The organism is Litoreibacter roseus (assembly GCF_009811795.1).
In the GTDB taxonomy this organism is placed as follows: Bacteria; Pseudomonadota; Alphaproteobacteria; order Rhodobacterales; family Rhodobacteraceae; genus Litoreibacter; species Litoreibacter roseus.
Map to the genome: position 1 here is coordinate 1,044,106 of NZ_BLJE01000002.1, position 22,058 is coordinate 1,066,163.

Below are 22,058 nucleotides of genomic sequence, written 5' to 3' on the forward strand. Positions count from 1 at the left end.
ACCGGGGAGTACGTGATTTGCGTTGACCTGATATGCCCGCACGCCTACCGGGATGTGATCTGATGACGGAGTGTGCAATGACCACCTACACAGCTTTGACAACTCTTCCGGGCGAGCCCGCCGCGCAGGCCTTGGGGGAAGCTTTGGAGGCGCTCGAGCCTGCACCGACAGGCGTCGGTGTCTTCGAGGTAGAGGACGGGTCGGGCCTTTGGGAGGTCGGTGGGTATTTCACCGAAGCGCCCGACGAGATTGCTCTGGATCTTCTGGCAGCAGTTCATGATGCCAAACCCTTTGTCGTCAGCGAGGTGCCGGACAAGGACTGGGTCGCCCATGTGAAACGCGAACTTGCTCCGGTCGAGGCGGGTCGGTTCTTCGTCTATGGCAGCCATGACGCAGACAAGGTGCCCGACGGGCGGACCGCCTTATTGATAGAGGCCGCTATGGCCTTTGGAACAGGCCATCACGGCACGACACAAGGTTGCCTGTTGTCCTTAGAAGATATGCTTGAAGCCGGTGAACAAGCTAAAAACGTGGCCGACATTGGCTGTGGCACGGCGGTTCTGGCAATGGCTGCCGCTGCGGTGTGGGACCGTCCGGTTCTGGCCAGCGACATTGATCCGGTCGCGGTTGAGGTCGCGGAAGCAAATGCCAAGGCCAATAATCTGGAAGCACATATAAAATGCGTTGAGGCTGCCGGGTTCGATCATCCTGTCCTTCAGGATGCTACCCCGTTTGATCTTGTCTTTGCGAACATTCTCAAGGCTCCGCTGATCGCACTTGCCCCTGATATGAAACGTTTTATCGCACCCGGGGGGACAGCCATATTGTCTGGCCTTTTGGTAGAGCAGGCTGACGAGGTGACAGAAACTTATACCAATCTTGGCTTCAAACTGTCGCAAAGACGCGACATTGGTGAATGGAGTGCACTTCGTCTCAAACTTTCCCCGTAAAGTTGTGCGAAAAATGTGGCATTTGTGCTAGATATCCACAGGGGAATGGATTGAGGACTGATTTGCCGGACGTCAACCAACAGCGCTTTAACGAGCGGGTCAAAAAGATTGCGCACAAGGCTGACCCGAACGTGCGTGTTGAGCGTCGCGTGTCCAAAGATGGACTCGTGGTTGAAGTCGCGCGCCGCAAACGCAAGACGCGGCTCATTCCCTATAAAAGCATCCTGATCGCAGCTACACTCTTTGTGACCGTGAAAGGCTTTATTCTGGCTGAGTTGGGTGAGGCGGTTTACGTCAATCGCATTGAGACGATGCGGAGCGGAAGTGCCGGTGAAATCGCTGCGGCGTTTCTTCTGGATATGGATCCGGCCACCAAGGCGATTGCGCAGCTTCTGGATCGGTTCGTCTTTGAATAGCCTTGCCTTAAGGCGATAAGAAACTGCCGCGCGACCGGTGCCGCACGGCAGTCTGATCTTACATGTTTTCGACGTCCGCGACGGTCAGTCCGATGTCATCAAGCTCGGCAGCGGTCAGGCCGGACAAGGCTTTGCGTGTTGCGCGACGTGCATTCCACACGGCAACTGTTTCGCGAAGTGCCGCAAAGCGTGCAGCCACTGCGCTGGAGAGAGAGACGCGGCCATTCAGCGCGCGGGAGGTATCGATGACAGCCATGGCAGTCGCCCTTTTCTTTTCTGCGTAAGTTTTGTGCAATTTGTTTTCTAAAGGGGCATCTAGGGGGGAAGAGGCTGGCCCGCAATTCAAATTTCAGCATGTCCCCCATGCGTTTTTTGCATTGCTCGGAAAGGGTCGCAAACGCTTGGAATTAAGTCGAAAACGGCGACTTTTCTGAGTCTTGATCCGGTCCGCTCAATAACATGGAAACAAATGGTTAAAGCCGTTGCGAAATTGCAGACAATTTGAGCGGGTCTCGAACCGGCATTGGCAAATGTTCATGGTTCGTGCTAATCCATAGAAAAAGCAGACTACAACAGGCAGGCAGCTATGCGCGTTATCGGAATTGATCCCGGCTTGCGAAAGATGGGGTGGGGGATTGTCCAGACCGATGGTGTCCGGCTGCGTCACATCGCCAACGGCACGCTGACCTCAAAAGGTGACACACTGGCGATACGCCTTCTGACGCTTTTTGATGGCCTTCGGGAGATATTCGCAGAGCACACACCTGATGCGGCGGCGGTTGAACAGACCTTCGTCAACAAGGATGGGGCAGGCACACTGAAACTTGGACAAGCCCGCGGAATTGCGATGCTGGTGCCCGCACAGGCGGGTCTTTTGGTGGGCGAATACGCCCCAAATACAGTCAAGAAAACTGTTGTTGGCGTGGGCCATGCGGATAAGCGGCAAGTCGAACATATGGTTCAAATGCAACTGCCCGGCGCGCAGATCAACGGCCCTGACGCTGCGGACGCGCTTGGTATTGCGCTGTGTCATGCCTTCCATCTGAGGTCAGCGCGTACGCTGGATATGGCGCTCAAGCAGGCCTCCGCATGATCGGAAAGCTGACCGGGCGCCTCGATTACCGTGGGGCTGACCATGTTCTGATCGATGTAGGTGGCGTTGGATATGTCGTCTATTGCTCGGACCGGACGCTTGCCGCCCTTCCGGGGCCCGGCGAGGCCATCGCCCTTTATACCGATCTTCTTGTGCGTGAGGACTTGCTGCAGCTTTTCGGCTTCACATCCCTTTTGGAAAAGGAATGGCACCGCCTTTTGATGAGCGTTCAAGGGATCGGCGCGAAAGCGTCGATGGCGATTCTGGGCGCGCTTGGGGCGGATGGCGTCAGCCGGGCGATTGCGTTGGGGGATTGGAACGCGGTGAAAGCGGCCAAGGGTGTTGGGCCGAAAACGGCGCAACGCGTAGTGATTGAGTTGAAAGACAAGGCACCTGCGGTGATGGCTTTGGGTGGCACGCTTCAGCAAACTCTTGGCGATGCGGCCCCGCAAGATACCGACGCTGCCAGCGCTCAGGTGATCGAACCTGTTTCCGCGCCCGCTGGCCAAGCGCAGGCCGAGGCGCTGTCGGCGCTGGTGAACCTTGGCTACGCGCAGGGTGATGCGGCCTCCGCAATTGCCCAAGTCAGCGAGGACGGTGCAATGGCAACGCCCGACTTGATCCGCGCGGCGCTCAAAGCGCTGGCTCCGAAAGAGTAATGAGATCCGCGCTGCCCGAACTGGCACATGGCATCACACTGAGCCATAAGGTGCTCCATGACTGAACCCGATCCAACATTGCGTGCCGAGAAGCAGCCCGAAGACACGGACCGTGCGCTTCGACCGCAAGGATTGTCAGAGTTCATTGGTCAGGCGGAAGCACGTGCCAACCTGCGCGTATTCATCGAAAGCGCCCGGCAGCGAGGCGAAGCGATGGACCATACGCTGTTTCATGGTCCGCCGGGCTTGGGCAAGACAACATTGGCTCAGATCATGGCGCGTGAGCTTGGCGTGAACTTCCGCATGACGTCCGGTCCTGTGCTGGCAAAGGCCGGTGATCTGGCTGCTATCCTGACCAATCTGGAGGCGCGCGACGTTCTCTTCATCGACGAAATTCACCGGCTCAATCCGGTTGTCGAAGAGGTGCTGTATCCCGCGCTTGAGGATTTCGAGCTGGACCTTGTGATTGGCGAAGGTCCAGCAGCGCGCACGGTGCGGATCGAGTTACAGCCCTTCACGCTGGTCGGCGCGACCACCCGTCTGGGGCTTTTGACCACGCCTTTGCGGGATCGGTTCGGTATCCCGACGCGCCTGCAATTTTATACAACAGATGAGCTGTTCGAGATCGTGACCCGGGGTGCCCGCCTGCTTGGCATCCCGACCGAGCCCGAAGGTGCCCGAGAAATTGCGCGCCGCGCCCGAGGCACCCCCCGCATTGCAGGTCGGCTCTTGCGCCGTGTGGTCGATTTCGCATTGGTGGACGGCGACGGAACGATCACCCGCGCGCTTGCCGACAGTGCCTTGACCCGGCTTGGGGTCGATCATCTGGGACTGGACGGCGCCGACCGGCGCTATCTGACATTAATCGCTGAAAACTACGGCGGCGGCCCCGTGGGGATTGAGACCATGGCGGCGGCCCTGTCGGAAAGCCGCGACGCGCTGGAAGAGGTGATCGAACCTTATCTGTTGCAGCAAGGCCTGATCCAGCGGACCCCCCGCGGTCGCATGCTTGCGCAAAAGGCTTGGACCCATCTGGGCCTGCCGATGCCAAAGCCGCAAAGCGATCTCTTTGGCCAATAGGGAGGGGCGGGATTTGTTGTCACCTGAAGTTGTCACCAACTACTTCACGCGCGCCGACGGGACCTATCTGTTCGCTCGGTGGGGGCGACCGATTGCGCCAGTGGCCTTTGGCGTCGAGGATCAGACACTCAGTGTTCTGAAGGGCGCGATTGAGGCGATCGTCACACTGGCAGATCACCAGATGGCGGAGACGGATCCTGAACTGGGCTCCAACCTCATGGTGTTTTTTCTTCGCAACTGGCAGGATCTTCTGGATACGCCCAATCTGGACCGGATGATCCCGGACCTTGAGAAACTGGTCGGGCGCCTGCGCGACGCGGATGCAAACCAGTATCGCATATTCCGGTTCGATCCCGATGGCGGCATCAAGGCCTGTTTCGTCTTTCTCAAAATGGACCAAGTCCTGTCAGATATTCCTGCGGATACCTTGTGTCTGGGGCAGGCTGTGCAATCGATCCTGCTGTGGTCGGATACCGCGTTTCTGGGGACATCCCCTCTTGCGCTAACCGGCAATGACCACGCGATCCTCAAACCCGATGTCGGCGCAATTATACAGGCCGCCTATGATCCGGTACTGCCCGTTTCGGCCGCGGACGCGTCTCACGGGCTGCGATTGGCAGCGCGTGTTCAGGTGTCGATGTCGTTGAAAAACTGAGGGTTGTTAGGTCGCAAACAACGCGACACAGGCTGCGATGCTCAGAAAACATCCGGCCACGACCAAGTAAGCGCCATCCCGAACTATGAGGCCAATGGCGGTCAACGCTGCAATGCCCGCAGGTAGGGCTCGCGGCAGGCTCAGAATCTCGAAGACCGGCATCATGGCACCGGATAGAATAATCAGCAGAACCGGCAGCAGCACAAAAGGCGGCACCATCATCCATGCGCGCCGTGTCGGCTGGGTGTCGGTCAGCCATGCGCCGTATCGGTTGAGAAGACCAAGAAGTCTGCGGCCGACCGTATTGGTCTGAAACCATGTCGCGACCTTTTGTGGCGGATTCAGAGGTCGCTCGCTCACGATCTGCCACGCCAATGCACATAGAATAATGCCACAGACGGAGGGGAACGCAGGGATCAGCCCAATAGGCGACAGTACCAATAAAGACAGGATGCAGATGAGTAGCCCATACACCTTATCGCCAATGAGCCAGAGCGCATCGTCAAGAGAAACCGGAGAGAATTGTACCTCTGGCGCGGCCGTGGCCGTCGTCTCTTGCTCCGTGTTGATGCTCTCGGTAACCATAAAAAAGAGGGTGGCACGTGTTTAAGGGGCATCAAGTGAGAAAACCCAGCTTTGATCCTGTATCGGCGGAAATTCGCCGTAGGCAGCATTTGCGCAGAGTAGGCGTCTGTCGTCGGGGGTATCCTTGTGAGCCATGAATTTACGTGCCGTGTCTATTACGAAGACACGGATCTGGCGGGCATCGTCTACTACGCAAACTACTTTAAGTTCATTGAGCGGGCGCGGTCAGAATGGGTGCGTGCGGCGGGTATAGATCAAAAGCAACTAAAGGATGAAAGTGGGATCGTATTTGCTGTTCGGCAGGTGCATGCGGATTACCTGAAACCTGCCGCATTCGACGATATTTTGCGCGTGGAAACCGCACTCAACACACTCACGCCCGCGCGGATTGTTCTGTCTCAGGCGATCTGGCGAGAGGAAATGCAGCTTTTCGACAGCACTGTCACGCTGGTGTGCCTTGACGAAACGGGGCGTCCCAAGCGGCTTCCGGCGGATATTTGCCGCCGTCTTCAGGCGTAACATGAATATTATCGCCTGACAGAAACGTCTTTCGTAGCCAATCGCTTCAAATCGCGATATGTTGCCCCAAAGAAAGCCGCGCAAAGCGGCACAATGAGGCGAGCGGTAAATATGGAAGCTGAGGTTATTGGCCTCGCAAACGAGGTCGATTTTTCGATTACGGCCTTGTTTTGGCGGGCAACGATTACAGTAAAACTGGTCATGCTGATGCTGATCGCGGCATCAATCTGGGGATGGGCCATCATCATCCAGAAATTTATCAATTACAGGATTGCACGGCGGGAAGCAGCGGAGTTTGACCGCGCCTTCTGGTCCGGTGAACCTCTTGATGAGTTGTACGAGACCATTGGGTCTGATCCGAAAGGCTCTGCCAGACGGATTTTCGCGGCAGGTATGTCGGAATGGCGCAGATCCCACAAGGAAGACGGTCAGCTGATCGCGGGCGCGACCGCGCGTATCGACCGATCCATGGATGTGGCAATCGCCAAGGAAGACGGCAAACTAACCTACGGTCTCGGGTTTTTGGCAACCGTCGGCGCGACGGCTCCGTTTATCGGTCTTTTTGGGACCGTCTGGGGCATCAAGCATGCGTTCGAGGAAATCGCCATTGCGCAGAACACCAACCTTGCGGTCGTTGCGCCCGGTATCGCCGAGGCGCTTGTCGCAACGGCGCTGGGCCTTCTGGCTGCGATTCCGGCGGTGATTTTCTACAACAAGCTTAGCGCGGATGCGGACCGGATCACCAGCGGGTACGAGGCGTTCGCTGACGAGTTTTCCACCATTCTATCGCGCCAACTGGACGCTTGAGCCATGGGGGGAGGAACTCTTCAAGGCGCAGCGAGCGGATCGCGGCGAGGGCGGCGGCGTAAGGCACGCTCCAAGCCAATGTCCGAGATTAACGTCACACCCTTCGTGGATGTGATGCTTGTCTTGCTCATTATCTTCATGGTGGCCGCGCCGCTTTTAACAGTTGGTGTGCCGGTGGAGTTGCCGAAGACCGCGGCCAATGCCCTTCCGACCGAACAGGAAGAGCCGTTAACGATCACCATCGCGGCTGACGGCCAGCTTTCAATCATGAACACAGAGATCGCACCCGACGCGCTCGTCCCACGCTTGCGGGCCATCGCGGCGGAACGGGCAGATGACAAGGTATTCCTCCGTGCCGATGGAGCCATTGCCTATGAAACGGTTGTTCAGGTCATGGGTGCGCTTAATCAAGGGGGCTTCACCAACATTGGTCTGGTGACGGACACAGGCGGCCCGACCTTTGATGGCGCGTCGCCCGCGACGGACGGTTAAGCCGTGGCGCAGCTGGACTCCCATACTGGGTTTGGCACTGGAATGTACGTGTCCGGGATCGGGCACGGATTGCTTTTGCTGTGGATCTTGATAGGCGGTTTTTTCGTCGCACGTGATGATTTCAGTGATCTGGCGGTCAGCGACGTTTCAATTGTTTCGGCAGAAGAATTTGCGGCACTTCAACCCGCCGCGCCCAGCACGCCCGATGCACCGGACGCACCACCGGCCCCTGTTGTACCCGATGCAGCACCCGCGGCCCCAAGTGAGGACACCGCCCGCCCAACGCCCACGCCACCAGAACCGGTAACACCCGCGGTACCCGACGAGGCGCCGGCCCCCGTGTTGTCGCCCGCCCCGGCAGAGATCACGGACACTGCGCCTGTCACGCCAGATGAACCGTCGCTGATCGACGGGGACAATGGCGGATTGACAATTGAGCCGGATGCCACGCCAACCCCGCAACAGGCGCCCCGCGTGGCACAGGAAGCTGCCCCTGCGCCCGATCCCGATGTTCAGATAGTTGACACCGTGCAGGCCCCGACGGCCCCTGATCCAGATGCAACCCCGATTGATGAAGCGCAGGAGGCCACCGCGCCGGAAGAGACCACAACCCAGATCGTAACCGAGGCAGATGAACCCGCAGGCGGCATCACTCGGTCGACCAGACCGGGCCAACGCCCGGCGCCGCCCCCGCAACCGGTTGTTGCCGAGGCTGAGGAGCCCACCCAAGACCCCACGCCCGCGCCGCAGGAGGATGCCAATCCGCTGGGCGACGCGATCAACAGCGCCGTGGCGGAGGCCGCGCAACAAGACAATGCAGCCCCCACATTGTCAGGGGCCAGCGGTCCACCTTTGACATCCGGGGAACGCGATGGGTTTCGCCTTGGCATTCAAAGGTGCTGGAATGTGGGCGCGCTTGGCACCGATGCGTTGCAGGTTGTCGTTGTCGTGGCCTTCGACATGGAACCGGACGGCAAGCCGAATATCGGCTCAATCAATCTGCTGTCCTCCACAGGTGGCTCGGGCGCTGCAGTCAACCGCGCCTACGAGGCCGCGCGGCGTGCCATTATTCGATGTGGCGCGCAGGGCTACGATCTACCATCGGATAAATACGACCAATGGCGTGAGGTCGAAGTGACATTTAATGCTGCAAGAGGTCAGATAAGATGAGTTATGCAAAACGCCGGTCGGCGGCCTCCAAAGACACACCCGATCGCCGTGAAAGGACGCTTGATATGATCCGACTGATCGCGACAGTTTTTGCCATTTGCTTAGGGATGTCCTCGGCCTCGGCCCAGCCCCTGCAACTGGAGCTGGATAACCCGAACATTGAACCGCTGCCCTTTGCAGCACCGTCCTTTATTCCTGAGACAGCTGGCGCCGATCAATATGCGCGTGATTTGGCAGATGTGGTCGCCGCGGATCTATCGGGATCTGGTCTCTTTCGTGAAATTGATGATGCGGCCTATATCAGTCAGATCACCAGCTTCGACAGCCCGGTTCAATACGCCGACTGGAAAGCGATCAATGCGCAGGCGCTTATAACCGGCGCCGTCAGCACAACTGGCGATGGTCAGATTGTTGTAAAGTTCCGGCTTTTTGACATCTTCTCTGAGGATCAGATGGGCGATGGTCTGCAATTCGTCGGCCCGATCGAGGGATGGCGCCGCATGGCTCACAAAGTGTCCGACGCAGTGTACGCCCGGATCACCGGTGAAGGCGGGTATTTCGACAGTCGTGTGGTCTACGTTTCCGAAAGTGGCCCCAAAAATGCGCGGACCAAGCGCGTTGGCATCATGGATTACGACGGTGCGAACCAACAATTTCTGACGGATGGAAGCTCGATTGTGCTTGCACCGCGGTTTTCTCCTGCGGGCGACCGGGTGATCTATACCTCTTACGAAACGGGCTTTCCGCGCATTTACATGCTGGATCTTGCATCCGTACAGCGGCGGGTTTTGCAGGATCAGCCCGGAACGATGAGCTTCGCCCCGCGCTTTGCCCCGAACGGGCAGGAGGCTGTTTTCTCTCTCAACACAGGCTCGAACACGGATATCTACAAGCTAAACCTCGCAACAGGGGCTCGCACGCAATTGACCAACGCGCCGTCCATTGAAACGGCGCCCAGCTATTCGCCGGATGGCCGCCAAATTGTGTTTGAATCCGACCGCTCCGGCACGCAGCAGCTGTACATCATGCCTGCCAGTGGTGGTGAGGCGACGCGTATCTCCTTTGGTCAAGGTCGCTACGGCACCCCTGTCTGGTCCCCGCGCGGAGATCTCATCGCGTTCACCAAACAGAACCGCGGCCGGTTCCATATTGGCGTGATGCGCACAGATGGATCGGGCGAGCGTCTCCTGACGGCCTCGTTCCTCGATGAAGGTCCGACATGGGCACCAAATGGACGGGTGATCATGTTCATGCGGGAAAGTGCAGGGACGGAGGGCGGGTCGAGCCTGTACTCCGTCGACATTTCAGGCCGTAATCTGAAGCAGGTGCTGACAGGTGCATCCGATCCCTCTTGGTCACCGCTGCTGGAGTAAGAAACGTGATGTCACCGGACGCCATTTGCTGATAGGCTCTCAGAAAATCGAGCAAAAGACCTCAAAAGAAGGATCAAACATATGACTTATTTCTCCAAGGCAGCGGTATTCGCAGCTGTTCTGGGCCTCAGTGCTTGCGGCGGCGGGTTCTCTGGCAGCGGCACGGGCGCAGATGGTGCAGGGGCCGGTGGTGCGAATGGTGGTATCCAGACCAGCAATCTTGACCCAAACAGCCCGGCCTATTTCAGCCAAACGATCGGCGATCGCGTATTGTTCGCAGTGGATCAAAGCACGTTGAGCGATGAAGCGCGGACGACCTTGACCCAACAGGCGCAGTGGCTTTTGTCAAACACCACTTATTCGGCGATTGTGGAAGGCCACGCAGACGAACAGGGCACGCGGGAATACAACCTTGCCTTGGGCGCACGTCGCGCGGCTGCGTCCCGTGATTTTCTTGTGAGCCAAGGGGTTGCAGACAATCGCCTGCGCACGGTGACTTACGGTAAGGAACGCCCGATCGAGCTTTGTTCTGACGAGGCTTGCTACGCCCAGAACCGCCGGGCTGTGACGGTGATCTCTGCTGGTGTGGGCAGCTAAACCGATGCGAGGGCTCTTCGTTCTTCTTGCGGTTTCTGTCTTGGGCGGCACAGCTTTCGCCCAGGACAACACGCAGACACTGGCCGATATCCGGCAGGAGCTTGTCATTCTCAATACCGAGATCGCTAAGCTGCGGCGTGAGATGTCCACCACCGGTTCGCCCAATGTGAACATTTCAGGCGATATGCTTCAGCGGCTTGATGCCATCGAGGCGCAGATGGCAGATCTGACAGCGATGACCGAGGGGCTGAAAAACCGCGTTGATCGGGTCGTGGCAGACGGAACGAACCGGATTGGCGATCTTGAGTTTCGACTGGTCGAACTGGAAGGCGGCGATCTCGGGTCTATCGGGGAAACCCCCGTTTTGGGCGGCGAAGCGGGTGCGCCGCTTCCACCCATAGCGGCGCCCGACTCGCCGACAGATGGCGTAGAGCTTGCTGTGGCTGAAAGAGAAGACTTCGAGCGTGCTGAGGCGGCGCTTGAGGCGGGCGATTACCGGGGGGCTGCAGATCAGTTTGCCAGCTTCACGCAAAATTATCCTGGGGGCCCTCTGAGCCCTGACGCACATTTCTTCCGGGGCCAGGCGCATGAGAACCTTGGCGACTGGAATGCAGCCGCGCGCGCGTATCTCGAAAGTTTCTCCGGTGCGCCCAATGCGCCACGGGCACCCGAGGCGCTGTTCAAGCTGGGTGTATCCTTGAACGAGTTGGGGCAGACGGAAGAGGCCTGCCTCATGCTTCAGGAAATCGGGTCGCGCTATCCAAGTTCCGACCAAATTGCTCCGGCGCAGACCGCGCAGCAGAACATGGGCTGTTCATGACATCAAACGAAGGGCCCAGTGCCCTTCGGTGCAAGCTCGCGGCTCTGGAGAACCAGAGCCGCCCCATAGGGGTGGCTGTGTCGGGCGGTTCTGATTCGACGGCTCTTTTGCTTCAGCTTCACGACATTGGTATCAAACCATCCCCACGGGTCGCGACGGTTGATCATGGACTGCGCCCCGAGGCGGCGGCAGAAGCCGACCACGTTGCAAAGCTCTGCAAAAATCTTGGGATACAACACGATACACTGACATGGGACGGCTGGGACAACCAAGGCAACCTGCAGGATCAGGCCCGCAGGGCGCGCTATCGGTTGCTCGCGGGCTGGGCGAAAGAGAACGGCATTGCGGACGTCATGCTTGGCCACACACGGGACGACAATGCCGAGACGTTCCTGATGGGCCTGACGCGCGGCGCTGGGTTGGATGGCTTGTCAGGCATGCGCCTAAAATTCACCCGCGATGGCGTTGTCTTTCACCGCCCGCTTCTGGACCAGACGCGGGCATCCCTTCGCGCATTTCTCGTCGCACGAAATATCCGTTGGATTGACGATCCCAGCAATGACAATGAGCAGTTCGACCGCATCAAAATGCGCCAAGCAAGGGATGTGTTAAGCGAGCTTGGGATCACGCCAGAAAACCTTGCAAAAACAATCACAAACTTGTCTTCGACCCGCCGAGATCTCTCCAAGGAGGTCGCGCGCTGGGCTCATGATCATGTCAGCCTTTCTGGCGGCGATGTCTCTTGCCCAGCCGCGGCGTTTGACGGGCTGACCGACGAATACAAGCGACGGATCCTGAACACGGCCCTGCGCTGGGTCACCGGTGCGGATTACCCTGCGCGGGCGGAAAGCGTCATGCGCGTGATCCAATCAGGGCGCGATTGCACGCTACATGGATGCAACATTATATTTGGCGATACGTTACGCCTCACGCGGGAGTCGGCGCGCGCGGAACGAGCCACCTCAACCTATCAAAACTGGGACAACCGTTGGCGCTTAACCGGCCCCAAAAGCGATGATTTGCATGTCGCAGCTCTGGGCGAAAAGGGGGTCGTGTTGTGCCCGGACTGGCGTGCATCAGCCCTGCCTCGAACGTCGCTTTTGGCCAGTCCTGCGATCTGGTCCGGTGACGCATTAATTGCTGCGCCGCTTGCAAATTTTTCAAATGGTTGGACTGCGACACTGGTGCGCGGTGAAGAACAGTTCTATTCCTCTATCTTATCTCATTGAACCCCAGTCGGTTATCCCTATCTTAAGGAGACGCCGGCGAAATAATCCGGGGCCAAGCTGCAATTAGGAGATTTCTCTTGGGCAACGCGCGCAATATTGCTTTCTGGGTCGTGCTTTTTCTGCTGATCCTGGCGCTCTTTAATCTTTTCAACGGTGGTCAGACGACGATGGCGTCGCGCACGATCCCGTACTCCGATTTCATTGACAGGGTGGAAGGCGGCGATGTGTCCGAGGTGACCTTGGACGGTGAGCGGATCATCATCCGCTCCGGCAATGAACAATACGCAACCGTTAAGCCGGAAGGTGTCGACGTGACACCCGTGCTGTTGGAAAACGACGTTGCCATCAAAGCGGAGCCGCAGGAACAGAACGGTATCTGGTCCTATGTCGGGACGCTGCTGCCCTTCCTGATCATCATTGGTATCTGGATTTTCTTCATGAACCGGATGCAAGGCGGTGGCAAAGGTGGTGCGATGGGCTTTGGCAAGTCGCGCGCCAAGTTGCTGACTGAAAAGCACGGTCGCGTGACGTTTGACGATGTAGCTGGCATTGATGAGGCCAAGGAAGAGCTTGAAGAGATTGTCGAGTTCTTGCGCAACCCCCAGAAGTTCTCTCGCCTTGGTGGCAAGATCCCAAAGGGCGCGCTTCTTGTCGGTCCTCCGGGCACAGGTAAGACCCTTTTGGCGCGCGCAATTGCGGGCGAAGCAGGCGTTCCCTTCTTCACGATCTCGGGCTCCGACTTTGTTGAAATGTTCGTGGGAGTCGGTGCATCCCGCGTTCGGGACATGTTCGAGCAGGCTAAGAAGAACGCGCCCTGCATCGTGTTTATCGACGAGATTGACGCAGTCGGACGTCACCGTGGTGCAGGCTACGGCGGCGGCAATGACGAGCGTGAACAGACGCTCAACCAGCTTCTTGTCGAAATGGATGGCTTTGAAGCCAATGAGGGCGTCATCATCCTTGCGGCGACCAACCGCCGCGACGTGCTTGATCCCGCCCTCTTGCGCCCGGGCCGGTTTGACCGGCAGGTCACCGTTCCAAACCCTGATATCAAGGGGCGTGAAAAGATCCTGCGTGTTCATGCCCGCAAGGTTCCGCTTGGTCCGGATGTTGATCTGCGCATCACGGCACGCGGAACGCCTGGGTTTTCTGGCGCGGACCTCGCAAACCTTGTGAATGAAGCCGCACTTATGGCGGCTCGGGTCGGACGACGGTTTGTCACGATGGAAGATTTCGAAAGCGCGAAGGACAAGGTGATGATGGGCGCTGAACGAAGGTCCATGGTCCTGACCGCCGAGCAAAAAGAAAAGACGGCCTATCATGAGGCGGGACATGCCGTTGTCGGGATGAGCCTTCCGAAATGCGATCCGGTCTATAAAGCAACGATCATTCCACGTGGTGGTGCTCTTGGTATGGTGGTTTCCCTGCCTGAGATAGACCGGCTGAACTGGCACAAATCGGAATGCGAACAGAAACTCGCCATGACCATGGCTGGCAAGGCTGCCGAAATCATCAAATACGGTGAAGAGGAAGTCTCAAACGGTCCTGCAGGGGATATTCAACAGGCCTCTAGTCTGGCCCGTGCGATGGTTCTGCGGTGGGGCATGTCGGATAAGGTCGGTAACATCGACTATCAGCAAGCTCATGAAGGATACATGGGCAACGGGCCCGGCGGCTTCTCGATCTCTTCGGAAACGAAGGAATTGATCGAACAAGAGGTCAAACGGATGATCGACGAAGCTTATGAAACGGCCCGCGGAGTCTTGCTTGATAAGTCGGAAGAGTTCGAACGTCTGGCCCAAGGTCTGCTGGAGTACGAAACGCTGACCGGCGATGATATCAAGAAAGTCATCAAGGGTGATCCTCTTGGGAAAGACGATGACGACGAGGATGAGCAGGACCAAGGCAGCGCGCCATCGGTCACGGCTATCCCGAAAACCAAGCCGAAGGCACCCAAGAACGACGGAAACCTTGAGCCTGAGCCATCAGTTTAAGCGATCTCCAAACAATTCAAGAAGCCCCGGCCAGTGCCGGGGCTTTTTGTTTCAACCGCGTGAGGACCGGACGATTGTGGATGATGGGCCAAGACGTTAGTCATCGGACACATTCTTGACCCGCGAGACGTCTCTATGCCTGCACTTCTCAAAACAGAATACACCGCTGAAATCATCTGGCTCGGTGTCCTGCCTGATAGAGATGAAACGCTTGCCACGAAATCTCAAGACGTTCTGAAATTGAGCTTTGCAGGGGTTGTTGGTGACGACCACGGGGGTGAAACACGACCGTCCTGTGCCCGCGTTGTCAGTCAATATCCACGTGGCACTAAGATCCGGAACACCCGTCAGGTGTGTATCGTTTCTGCAGAAGAGATGGCCGAGGTCGCCGCAGAGATTGGTGTGGAGCAATTTGACCCGCGCTGGTGCGGTGCAAACGTCGTGCTCAAAGGTCTTCCAGATCTGACTCATATCCCGCCATCTTCCCGTTTGCAGTCGCCCGACGGCACGACATTGACTGTCGATATGGAAAACCGGCCATGCCATCTGCCAGCGCCGGTGATCGAAGCGGAGGCACCCGGTCACGGAAGGGCCTTTAAAGCCGCTGCCAAGGGTCGCCGTGGGGTTACGGCATGGGTCGAACGGGAAGGCACGTTGAACTTGGGTGAGACCGTTACGCTGCACATTCCGGATCAACCCGCTTGGCGACCGGAAGGATGACAGGCGTTTCCCATCTGAAACCATAAGCGCAAATCAGGGCGGTTCCGACGTCACAAATGTCGCAATCTGCGCGACAGCCCACTGGACGACGCAGATAGTGAGCGCTGTATATCAACAACGCACAGCCGTAACAGGGACACCGCCGCTCATGAGTTTCAAGACCGATATCGAGATCGCCCGCGAGGCCTCAAAACGCCCTATTCAGGACATCGGCGCTACGTTGGGCATCCCGTCGGAGCACCTTTTGCCCTTCGGTCATGACAAGGCAAAGATCTCTGCTGAATTCATTGCGGCGCAGAAGGACAAGCCATCGGGCAAACTGATCCTCGTCACGGCGATCAACCCGACCCCGGCGGGTGAGGGCAAAACCACAACCACCGTAGGTCTGGGCGATGGTCTCAACGCAATCGGCAAGAAAGCTGCGATTTGTATCCGGGAGGCGTCCTTGGGTCCGTGCTTCGGAATGAAGGGGGGTGCAGCTGGCGGAGGATATGCGCAGGTTGTGCCTATGGAGGAAATGAACCTCCACTTCACCGGCGACTTTCACGCGATCACGAGCGCCCACAACCTTCTGAGCGCGATGATTGACAATCATATCTACTGGGGCAATGAGCTTGAGATTGATGAGCGGCGCGTCACGTGGAAACGGGTCCTCGACATGAATGACCGTGCATTGCGGGATACGGTGACATCCTTGGGTGGGGTGGCGAACGGCTTTCCACGCCAGACTGGCTTTGACATTACCGTGGCGTCCGAGGTCATGGCGATCCTCTGTCTTTCGACGGACCTGGATGATCTTAAAAAGCGTCTTGGCAACATTATCGTCGCGTACCGGCGGGATCGCTCGCCGATCTACGCCCGTGACATCAAGGCCGATGGCGCGATGACGGTTCTGCTTCAACAGGCAATGCAGCCAAACCTCGTTCAGACACTCGAAAACAATCCCGCCTTCGTTCACGGCGGTCCGTTCGCCAATATCGCCCACGGATGCAACTCGGTTATTGCCACGACAACAGCGTTGAAGCTGGCCGACTATGTGGTGACCGAAGCTGGGTTCGGTGCAGACCTTGGGGCCGAGAAGTTCATGAACATCAAATGCCGCAAGGCCGGGCTGGCGCCAGACTGCGTGGTACTGGTCGCGACCGTGCGGGCGATGAAGATGAATGGCGGCATTGCGAAAGCCGATCTTGGTGATGAGAACGTTGAGGCCGTTGAGGCCGGATGCGCGAACTTGGGCCGTCATATTGAGAACGTAAAAAGCTTTGGCGTTCCGGTCATTGTTGCGATCAACCACTTCGCCGGGGATACTGACGCCGAGGTCAACGCGGTCAGCGAGTATGTCGCCACTCAAGGCTCCGAAGCGATATTGTGTAAGCATTGGGCACACGGGTCCGAAGGCACCAAGGAGCTTGCAACACGTGTCGCCGAAATCGCGGAAAGCGGCGCGTCGCAATTCGCGCCGCTCTATGATGACAGCCTGAGCCTGATGGAAAAGATCGAGACGATTGCAAAGCGGATCTACCGTGCTGACGAAGTACTCGCCGATAAGAAAATCCGCGATCAATTGCGTCAATGGGAGGCGGCAGGATATGGTGATCTTCCCGTCTGCATGGCAAAGACGCAGTACAGCTTCTCGACTGACCCAAATCTGCGCGGTGCGCCCGTTGGGCACTCTCTGCCGATCCGCGAAGTTCGCTTGAGTGCGGGGGCCGGGTTCGTGGTTGTTGTTTGCGGTGAGATCATGACCATGCCAGGCCTGCCACGCGTGCCATCCGCCGAGGCAATTATGTTAAACGACGCAGGTCAGATTGAGGGGCTGTTCTAGCTCCTGAGACGCCCCACAAGCCGAAAGAGAGTCCATGACTGCACAGATTATCGACGGAAAGGCCTTCGCGGCCACCGTGCGCGCTAAGGTTGCCACCCATGTGGCCCGTCTCAAGGAAGAGAACAACCTCACACCGGGGCTGGCCGTCGTTCTCGTCGGTGAAGATCCTGCGTCGCAGGTCTATGTGCGGTCAAAAGGAAAACAGACGATTGAGGCCGGCATGAAGTCTGTCGAGCATCGGCTTGATCCCGACACCACAGAGGACGCGCTGCTCACGTTGATTAAGCAGCTCAACGACGACGCCACTATCCACGGTATCCTGGTTCAGCTGCCGCTGCCCGCGCATCTTGATGAAGATCTGGTGATCAATGCCATTGACCCCGCCAAGGATGTAGATGGTTTCCACATTTCGAATGTGGGCCTTCTGGGAACGGGGCAGAAATCGATGGTGCCGTGCACGCCTCTGGGATGCCTCATGATGCTGCGCGACCATCACGGCAGCCTCAGTGGGCTTGATGCCGTTGTCATCGGACGCTCCAATATTGTGGGCAAACCCATGGCGCAATTGCTGCTGGGGGACAGTTGCACGGTCACGATAGCACATAGCAGAACGAAGGATTTACCGGATGTTGTGCGTCGGGCCGATATCGTTGTTGCGGCTGTCGGGCGGCCCCAGATGGTTCCAGGCGATTGGATCAAGCCCGGTGCGACCGTGATCGATGTGGGCATCAATCGGATCGACGCGGAGGGGGGTAAAACCCGCTTGGTGGGCGATGTGGACTACGAAAGCTGCGCAGCGGTTGCAGGTGCGATCACGCCGGTTCCCGGTGGTGTGGGGCCAATGACAATCGCCTGTCTTTTGGCAAATACAGTCACAGCATGTTGCCGGGCCAACGGACTGGCGGAGCCTAAAGACCTGACGGTTTGACCGCCTATTTTAGGAAAAATCAGTAGCCGGGCGACACGGGCACTCAATAAGTCTCCCGCCTCAAAATGTGTCATCCCTTGTAAGCGACGCGGGTTGCCGCTGGGGAAAGATGTGCGGCGATTTGCACGGCGCCACAATTTGGTTTACGTGAACGTCACGTTCTATTCGTGAATTACACGCTGTTTATTTGTTATGCCGATTGCCAAAGAGTTCTTGAGATCCATCCGTCCCGCACCGGTGGTTGCCTCCTGGATTGTTGTGTCCTCCATTCTCGGCATCGTCGGTCCGTTTGGGATGTATGAGACGACAGGGCTCATCGCCCGTCTCCTTTACTGGTTCACAATCGTCGGGTTTTCGATTCCGATCGCTTTCGGATTGCAGGTCGCCCGGCGGGTCTACGTGCCTGAACGGTTCCTGCCTTTGGGCTTTCTTGCAGCAGCGCTGGTGTTTGGCGCTGTGATGACCCCCTTCATTTTTGGACTGAATGCGTTGTTCCTGCCGCACAGACTGGCCGATTTGCTGGCGCCCTTACCAATGTTTGGATTTACAGCGGCGACGTTTCTGGGCGTTAGCGGCATTGTGACCTCTGTCAGATCCAAGCCCGCCGCCGCAAACGACACTGCTGTTGTTGATTCTGACACGGCCTCAGCAATCGGTACGGTTGAGATCGCATTTCTCAAGCGGCTGAACCCCGAAAACAGAACCGGTTTGATGCGACTTGCAATGCAGGATCACTACGTCGAGGCTCATTGCGACGGGGGGCGCCAGATGATTTTGCTAAGGATGTCAGACGCGATCCAAGAATTGCAGGGCTTCAATGGCTTGCAAGTTCATAGGTCACACTGGGTCGCAACCGACGCTGTCGCAGGACATGAGCGGGTGGATGGCAGACTTTATCTGGTGATGCGGGACGGCGCACGGGTACCCGTCAGTCGAACCTACCGCGATGCAATCCGGTCCTCCGGCCTGATCTGATCGTCAGCGTGGCATTGGAACGACGCAGGGGGACGGGCCCGTCAAGATGGCTTTGGCCTGAACGCTCATGAGCCCCGACAGCTCAGGACTGCTGCTGCGCAAGCCGCCTGTATAGGTGCCGAATGCGGGAAGGATCAGCTTGCGCTCGTCGAAGAGAAAGCAGGGCCGCGACAAAAGACGCCCACGCAGCGGAATTTCCGCCTTTGGATGATAGTGGCCGGAAATTTCCGGCTCCGAGCTTTCACTGGCAATATGTCGAAACACAATCTGATCCTGCGTAAAGCTCGCCAGATGCGTCCCGCCAAACTCAAGCGGTCCTGGATCATGATTGCCTTCGATCCATATCCATCGCCGCCCAGCCATCAAACGTGTCACCCACGCTACGTGAGTTTCACTGAGCGTACGTCCAGCCTCCAGATCATCAAAGCTGTCGCCCAGACAAATGACGGTAGTTGGATCCGTCGCATTGATGGCGTCCTCAAGTCTCCCAAGCGTATCGGTCGTCTCATAGGGTGGAAGCATCTGACCGCTGCGTCGCGCGATACGCTCGGACTTTCCCAGATGCAAATCCGACACCACCAAGATACGATGTGTCTGCCAGAACAGCGCTCCGGTTGGCAGCGCACTCAAGGGAACGCCGCAGAAGATAAAGGGCAGGATGTTCATATTGTGTTCTTAGCCGGAAGGCCCATCAGACTCCAGAGGTGATAGCTCCTCAGAACGGCACGGCCCACCGCTTCGGCGCAGGTTCGATCTGATCAAGGCCCGCGGTTTCCATCAGGTTTTGTGCCGCTTCTTCCAGTAGACGTTCTTCGGCGCGGCCTTTGACCGGCACGCGGCCAGCCTCAAGAAACAGGGGTGCAGCCAGTGGGCTTACCCGGTCTAGCGTGTAGAGATCAATCGACCCACCACGCCGCCGCGCCATATCTTCGATGCGGCTAAAATCCACCAGACCCTTCATCGCTTCTTCGCGTGTGATGTCGAGCATCAGGTGATCGGGGTCATATTTGCGCAGCGTGTCATAGAGGATATCGCTCGAGAACGTAGCCTGCCTGCCGGACTTCCGCTTTCCAACCGTCATCCTGTCGATCAGACCGCCGATGATTGCGGAGTTTCGAAATGTCCGCTTCATGACCGCGTTGCCCGCCAACCAAGTTTCCAACCCTTCGCGTAGGTTTTGCGGATCAAACAACGGTTCGGGATCTGTAAGTGGGCTGAGGCCCCAGATAAGCGTCGCGTAGTCCGTTGCCACAAACCCCAACGGGTCAAGACCCTGTTGCTCCATCCGTTGGGTCAGGAGCAGCCCCAGCGTCTGTTGCGCGTTGCGCCCGGCAAATCCGTAGACGCATGTATGCGCCCGTCCGTCATGGGGAAACGCTTCGATCAAAAGGCGGTCGGGTTCCGGCAGTTTGGAGCGGTCCCGTTGCAAGGCCAACCAACTCGCAGTGTGTTCTGGCAAGTTGGGCCAGCTGGGTTGTTGGAAAATCTCCATGATGCGATCGGACAATTGCGTGGATGTCGCGAATTTGGTGCCCATAAAGGTTGCAATTTTGGGTGTGTCCGACGGATTCCGGGTCACCTCCACCGTCATTTCCTTCAAGCCTTCATAGCGGACGATCTGACCCCCGATGAGAAACGTATCGCCAGGGGTCAGAGTCGCCGCAAATCCTTCTTCAATTTCACCTAACGGTGTCCCGCCGCCCCTGTTCTTCAGACGTACCTTCAAGGTTTCAGTGTCAATGATCGTGCCAAGGTTCATCCGAATTTGCGCCGCGGCGCGTGGATCCCTGAGCGTCCATTGCTCGTCTCGGAAGACCAATCGTTGATAGCGGTCATAGGCGCGCAGGGCATACCCACCGGTTGCGCAGAAATTCAGGCATTTCTCGAACGCCTCCGGCGACAGATCTGCGTAAGGCCCGGCGGTTGTGACTTCACCGTAAAGGGTTTCGGCATCAAACGGTCCGGCGGCTGCACACGCCAGAATGTGCTGGCAAAGCACATCCCGCGGTCCGGGTGGCCGGGGGTCGCCGTCGAGATCATGGGCGTAGACGGCATCGAGCGCCGCCTTGCATTCCACGATTTCAAACCGGTTTGCGGGCACCAAAAGCGCCTTCGACGGCGCGTTATACTGGTGATTGGCCCGCCCGATCCTTTGCACCAGCCGCTTTACATTCTTTGGTGCGCCGACTTGGATCACCAGATCGACGTCGCCCCAGTCGATGCCCAAATCCAGGCTGCCGGTGCAGACAATCGCCTTGAGACTACCATCCACCATGGCCTGCTCCACCCGCAAGCGCTGCTCTCGCGCGAGGCTTCCATGATGAATGCCGATCGGCAGTTGGTCCTCATTGGCAAGCCAAAGATGATGGAAGAAAATCTCGGCCTGCGCGCGCGTGTTGTGAAAAATGAGCGTGGTGTTGTGCCTGCGCACCTGATCCAGAACAGCCGGGATCGCATACTTCCCGCCTCCGCCCGACCAAGGGGGCGGGATGTCAGTCTCCAGCATTGCGATATCGGGATCAGGGCCGGGGTCTGCATGAATAATCGTCGTCTCTTGCGGGTGGCACGCCATGAAACGTGCGATCCCATCAGGATCCTCGACTGTTGCGCTTAGCCCGACACGTCTGAGATCAGGTGCGATGGACTGCAATCGGCTGAGCGCCAGCATGAGTTGATCGCCGCGCTTCGATTCCGCCAACGCGTGAATTTCGTCGATAATCACCCGCTGCAGGCCATCGAACATCCGCGGCGCATCTTCATAGCTGAGCAGCAGGGCAAGGCTTTCCGGCGTCGTAAGCAAGATATGGGGCGGGTCCGCACGTTGGCGACGGCGTTGCGTGTAGCTGGTGTCGCCGGTCCGGTCTTCGATGCGAACATCCATCCCGATCTCATCCACAGGTGTGCGCAGGTTGCGCTTGATGTCGGTCGCCAACGCTTTGAGTGGCGAGATGTAAAGCGTATGAAGTCTTGCGCGCGGGATCTCATGCAAATCGGCGAGTGTCGGCAGGAACCCGGCCATAGTCTTACCACCACCGGTTGGCGCGATCAGCAAAAGCGAGGCCTGATCGCTCTGATCCAGCATCGCCTGTTGATGCGGATGCACAGTCCAGTTTTTAGAACTAAACCAATCGCTTATCGGAGAGGGCAGAGTTTGCATTCCTCTGACATAGC

General features: G+C 57.8%; 23 protein-coding genes. 19 read left to right on the top strand and 4 right to left on the bottom strand.

The window, feature by feature from the left end; translation table 11 throughout:
* Positions 1–77 precede the first annotated feature (77 nt).
* Together KIN_RS12130 and KIN_RS12135 are read left to right on the top strand one after the other, a co-directional pair.
* Positions 78–950 carry a 50S ribosomal protein L11 methyltransferase gene (locus KIN_RS12130; RefSeq protein ID WP_159807230.1) on the top strand — a complete coding sequence of 291 codons (873 nt, stop codon included), beginning with the start codon at positions 78–80 and terminating at the stop codon, positions 948–950.
* Between the two features lie 50 nt (positions 951–1,000).
* Positions 1,001–1,366: a hypothetical protein gene (locus tag KIN_RS12135; protein WP_159807232.1), complete on the top strand. Its 366-nt coding sequence runs from the start codon at positions 1,001–1,003 to the stop codon at positions 1,364–1,366.
* A gap of 58 nt (positions 1,367–1,424) precedes the next feature.
* On the opposite strand, the gene KIN_RS12140 is transcribed toward KIN_RS12135, so the two are convergent.
* Positions 1,425–1,622: a DUF1127 domain-containing protein gene (locus tag KIN_RS12140; RefSeq protein ID WP_159807234.1), complete on the bottom strand. Its 198-nt coding sequence runs from the start codon at positions 1,620–1,622 to the stop codon at positions 1,425–1,427.
* Positions 1,623–1,952: 330 nt separating this feature from the next.
* Here KIN_RS12140 and ruvC point away from each other — a divergent pair, with 330 nt between their 5' ends.
* The 4 genes from ruvC to KIN_RS12160 are packed head-to-tail and all read left to right on the top strand — an operon-like array spanning position 1,953 to position 4,853.
* Positions 1,953–2,459 carry a crossover junction endodeoxyribonuclease RuvC gene (ruvC, locus tag KIN_RS12145; RefSeq protein ID WP_159807236.1) on the top strand — a complete coding sequence of 169 codons (507 nt, stop codon included), beginning with the start codon at positions 1,953–1,955 and terminating at the stop codon, positions 2,457–2,459.
* Positions 2,456–3,118 carry a Holliday junction branch migration protein RuvA gene (ruvA, locus tag KIN_RS12150; RefSeq protein ID WP_159807238.1) on the top strand — a complete coding sequence of 221 codons (663 nt, stop codon included), beginning with the start codon at positions 2,456–2,458 and terminating at the stop codon, positions 3,116–3,118. The genes ruvC and ruvA overlap by 4 nt, the downstream gene beginning before the upstream one ends.
* Positions 3,119–3,175: 57 nt before the next feature.
* Positions 3,176–4,198: a Holliday junction branch migration DNA helicase RuvB gene (gene ruvB, locus KIN_RS12155; RefSeq protein WP_159807240.1), complete on the top strand. Its 1,023-nt coding sequence runs from the start codon at positions 3,176–3,178 to the stop codon at positions 4,196–4,198.
* 13 nt (positions 4,199–4,211) lie between these two features.
* Positions 4,212–4,853, top strand: coding sequence for a hypothetical protein (locus tag KIN_RS12160; protein ID WP_159807242.1), 642 nt, complete (start codon positions 4,212–4,214; stop codon positions 4,851–4,853).
* A gap of 6 nt (positions 4,854–4,859) precedes the next feature.
* Here KIN_RS12160 and KIN_RS12165 read toward each other — a convergent pair whose 3' ends face one another.
* Positions 4,860–5,438 (bottom strand): exopolysaccharide biosynthesis protein, encoded by a 579-nt coding sequence (locus KIN_RS12165; RefSeq protein WP_159807244.1) that lies wholly within the window; start codon positions 5,436–5,438, stop codon positions 4,860–4,862.
* 126 nt (positions 5,439–5,564) lie between these two features.
* Between KIN_RS12165 and ybgC the strand changes: the two genes are divergently transcribed.
* From ybgC to KIN_RS12230, 13 genes are all read left to right on the top strand, one after another.
* Positions 5,565–5,957: a tol-pal system-associated acyl-CoA thioesterase gene (gene ybgC, locus KIN_RS12170; protein WP_159807246.1), complete on the top strand. Its 393-nt coding sequence runs from the start codon at positions 5,565–5,567 to the stop codon at positions 5,955–5,957.
* Between the two features lie 111 nt (positions 5,958–6,068).
* Positions 6,069–6,764: a protein TolQ gene (gene tolQ / locus KIN_RS12175; protein ID WP_159807248.1), complete on the top strand. Its 696-nt coding sequence runs from the start codon at positions 6,069–6,071 to the stop codon at positions 6,762–6,764.
* Between the two features lie 3 nt (positions 6,765–6,767).
* On the top strand, positions 6,768–7,256 hold the full coding sequence (gene tolR, locus KIN_RS12180) for a protein TolR (RefSeq protein ID WP_159807250.1): 489 nt from the start codon (positions 6,768–6,770) through the stop codon (positions 7,254–7,256).
* Positions 7,257–7,259: 3 nt separating this feature from the next.
* Entirely contained in the window at positions 7,260–8,426 is a 1,167-nt protein-coding gene (gene tolA / locus KIN_RS22560; protein ID WP_279285247.1) for a cell envelope integrity protein TolA, read from the top strand.
* A gap of 65 nt (positions 8,427–8,491) precedes the next feature.
* A complete protein-coding gene (gene tolB, locus KIN_RS12190; protein ID WP_159807252.1) occupies positions 8,492–9,799 on the top strand; it encodes a Tol-Pal system beta propeller repeat protein TolB in 1,308 nt (435 codons plus the stop codon).
* An 81-nt stretch (positions 9,800–9,880) separates the two neighbouring features.
* Positions 9,881–10,396, top strand: coding sequence for a peptidoglycan-associated lipoprotein Pal (pal, locus tag KIN_RS12195; protein WP_159807254.1), 516 nt, complete (start codon positions 9,881–9,883; stop codon positions 10,394–10,396).
* Positions 10,397–10,400: 4 nt separating this feature from the next.
* The gene (gene ybgF, locus KIN_RS12200; protein ID WP_159807256.1) at positions 10,401–11,216 is read left to right on the top strand and encodes a tol-pal system protein YbgF; all 816 of its coding nucleotides are present in this window, start codon (positions 10,401–10,403) and stop codon (positions 11,214–11,216) included.
* Positions 11,213–12,445 (top strand): tRNA lysidine(34) synthetase TilS, encoded by a 1,233-nt coding sequence (gene tilS / locus KIN_RS12205; RefSeq protein WP_159807258.1) that lies wholly within the window; start codon positions 11,213–11,215, stop codon positions 12,443–12,445. Before ybgF ends, tilS begins: the two co-directional genes overlap by 4 nt.
* A 77-nt stretch (positions 12,446–12,522) precedes the next feature.
* Positions 12,523–14,439: an ATP-dependent zinc metalloprotease FtsH gene (gene ftsH / locus KIN_RS12210; protein ID WP_159807260.1), complete on the top strand. Its 1,917-nt coding sequence runs from the start codon at positions 12,523–12,525 to the stop codon at positions 14,437–14,439.
* A 135-nt stretch (positions 14,440–14,574) separates the two neighbouring features.
* Positions 14,575–15,159: an MOSC domain-containing protein gene (locus KIN_RS12215; RefSeq protein WP_159807262.1), complete on the top strand. Its 585-nt coding sequence runs from the start codon at positions 14,575–14,577 to the stop codon at positions 15,157–15,159.
* Positions 15,160–15,307: 148 nt separating this feature from the next.
* Entirely contained in the window at positions 15,308–16,984 is a 1,677-nt protein-coding gene (locus KIN_RS12220) for a formate--tetrahydrofolate ligase (protein ID WP_159807264.1), read from the top strand.
* 34 nt (positions 16,985–17,018) lie between these two features.
* On the top strand, positions 17,019–17,912 hold the full coding sequence (folD, locus tag KIN_RS12225; RefSeq protein ID WP_159807266.1) for a bifunctional methylenetetrahydrofolate dehydrogenase/methenyltetrahydrofolate cyclohydrolase FolD: 894 nt from the start codon (positions 17,019–17,021) through the stop codon (positions 17,910–17,912).
* A gap of 192 nt (positions 17,913–18,104) precedes the next feature.
* Positions 18,105–18,887 carry a LytTR family DNA-binding domain-containing protein gene (locus KIN_RS12230; RefSeq protein WP_159807268.1) on the top strand — a complete coding sequence of 261 codons (783 nt, stop codon included), beginning with the start codon at positions 18,105–18,107 and terminating at the stop codon, positions 18,885–18,887.
* Positions 18,888–18,890: 3 nt separating this feature from the next.
* Here KIN_RS12230 and pdeM read toward each other — a convergent pair whose 3' ends face one another.
* A complete protein-coding gene (gene pdeM, locus KIN_RS12235; RefSeq protein WP_159807270.1) occupies positions 18,891–19,553 on the bottom strand; it encodes a ligase-associated DNA damage response endonuclease PdeM in 663 nt (220 codons plus the stop codon).
* Positions 19,554–19,602: 49 nt separating this feature from the next.
* Positions 19,603–22,044 carry a ligase-associated DNA damage response DEXH box helicase gene (locus tag KIN_RS12240; RefSeq protein WP_159807272.1) on the bottom strand — a complete coding sequence of 814 codons (2,442 nt, stop codon included), beginning with the start codon at positions 22,042–22,044 and terminating at the stop codon, positions 19,603–19,605.
* Positions 22,045–22,058: the final 14 nt, after the last annotated feature.

What these genes read in the sequence shown, in the direction of transcription:
- tilS (WP_159807258.1), top strand. Translation starts at nt 11,213, where the DNA reads ATGACATCAAACGAAGGGCCCAGTGCCCTTCGGTGCAAGCTCGCGGCT.
- KIN_RS12240 (WP_159807272.1), bottom strand. Translation starts at nt 22,044, where the DNA reads ATGCAAACTCTGCCCTCTCCGATAAGCGATTGGTTTAGTTCTAAAAAC.
- KIN_RS12215 (WP_159807262.1), top strand. Translation starts at nt 14,575, where the DNA reads ATGCCTGCACTTCTCAAAACAGAATACACCGCTGAAATCATCTGGCTC.
- tolQ (WP_159807248.1), top strand. Translation starts at nt 6,069, where the DNA reads ATGGAAGCTGAGGTTATTGGCCTCGCAAACGAGGTCGATTTTTCGATT.
- tolR (WP_159807250.1), top strand. Translation starts at nt 6,768, where the DNA reads ATGGGGGGAGGAACTCTTCAAGGCGCAGCGAGCGGATCGCGGCGAGGG.
- KIN_RS12140 (WP_159807234.1), bottom strand. Translation starts at nt 1,622, where the DNA reads ATGGCTGTCATCGATACCTCCCGCGCGCTGAATGGCCGCGTCTCTCTC.
- ruvA (WP_159807238.1), top strand. Translation starts at nt 2,456, where the DNA reads ATGATCGGAAAGCTGACCGGGCGCCTCGATTACCGTGGGGCTGACCAT.
- KIN_RS12230 (WP_159807268.1), top strand. Translation starts at nt 18,105, where the DNA reads ATGCCGATTGCCAAAGAGTTCTTGAGATCCATCCGTCCCGCACCGGTG.
- folD (WP_159807266.1), top strand. Translation starts at nt 17,019, where the DNA reads ATGACTGCACAGATTATCGACGGAAAGGCCTTCGCGGCCACCGTGCGC.
- ybgF (WP_159807256.1), top strand. Translation starts at nt 10,401, where the DNA reads ATGCGAGGGCTCTTCGTTCTTCTTGCGGTTTCTGTCTTGGGCGGCACA.
- KIN_RS12220 (WP_159807264.1), top strand. Translation starts at nt 15,308, where the DNA reads ATGAGTTTCAAGACCGATATCGAGATCGCCCGCGAGGCCTCAAAACGC.
- tolB (WP_159807252.1), top strand. Translation starts at nt 8,492, where the DNA reads ATGATCCGACTGATCGCGACAGTTTTTGCCATTTGCTTAGGGATGTCC.
- ruvC (WP_159807236.1), top strand. Translation starts at nt 1,953, where the DNA reads ATGCGCGTTATCGGAATTGATCCCGGCTTGCGAAAGATGGGGTGGGGG.
- pdeM (WP_159807270.1), bottom strand. Translation starts at nt 19,553, where the DNA reads ATGAACATCCTGCCCTTTATCTTCTGCGGCGTTCCCTTGAGTGCGCTG.
- ruvB (WP_159807240.1), top strand. Translation starts at nt 3,176, where the DNA reads ATGACTGAACCCGATCCAACATTGCGTGCCGAGAAGCAGCCCGAAGAC.
- pal (WP_159807254.1), top strand. Translation starts at nt 9,881, where the DNA reads ATGACTTATTTCTCCAAGGCAGCGGTATTCGCAGCTGTTCTGGGCCTC.
- KIN_RS12165 (WP_159807244.1), bottom strand. Translation starts at nt 5,438, where the DNA reads ATGGTTACCGAGAGCATCAACACGGAGCAAGAGACGACGGCCACGGCC.
- KIN_RS12130 (WP_159807230.1), top strand. Translation starts at nt 78, where the DNA reads ATGACCACCTACACAGCTTTGACAACTCTTCCGGGCGAGCCCGCCGCG.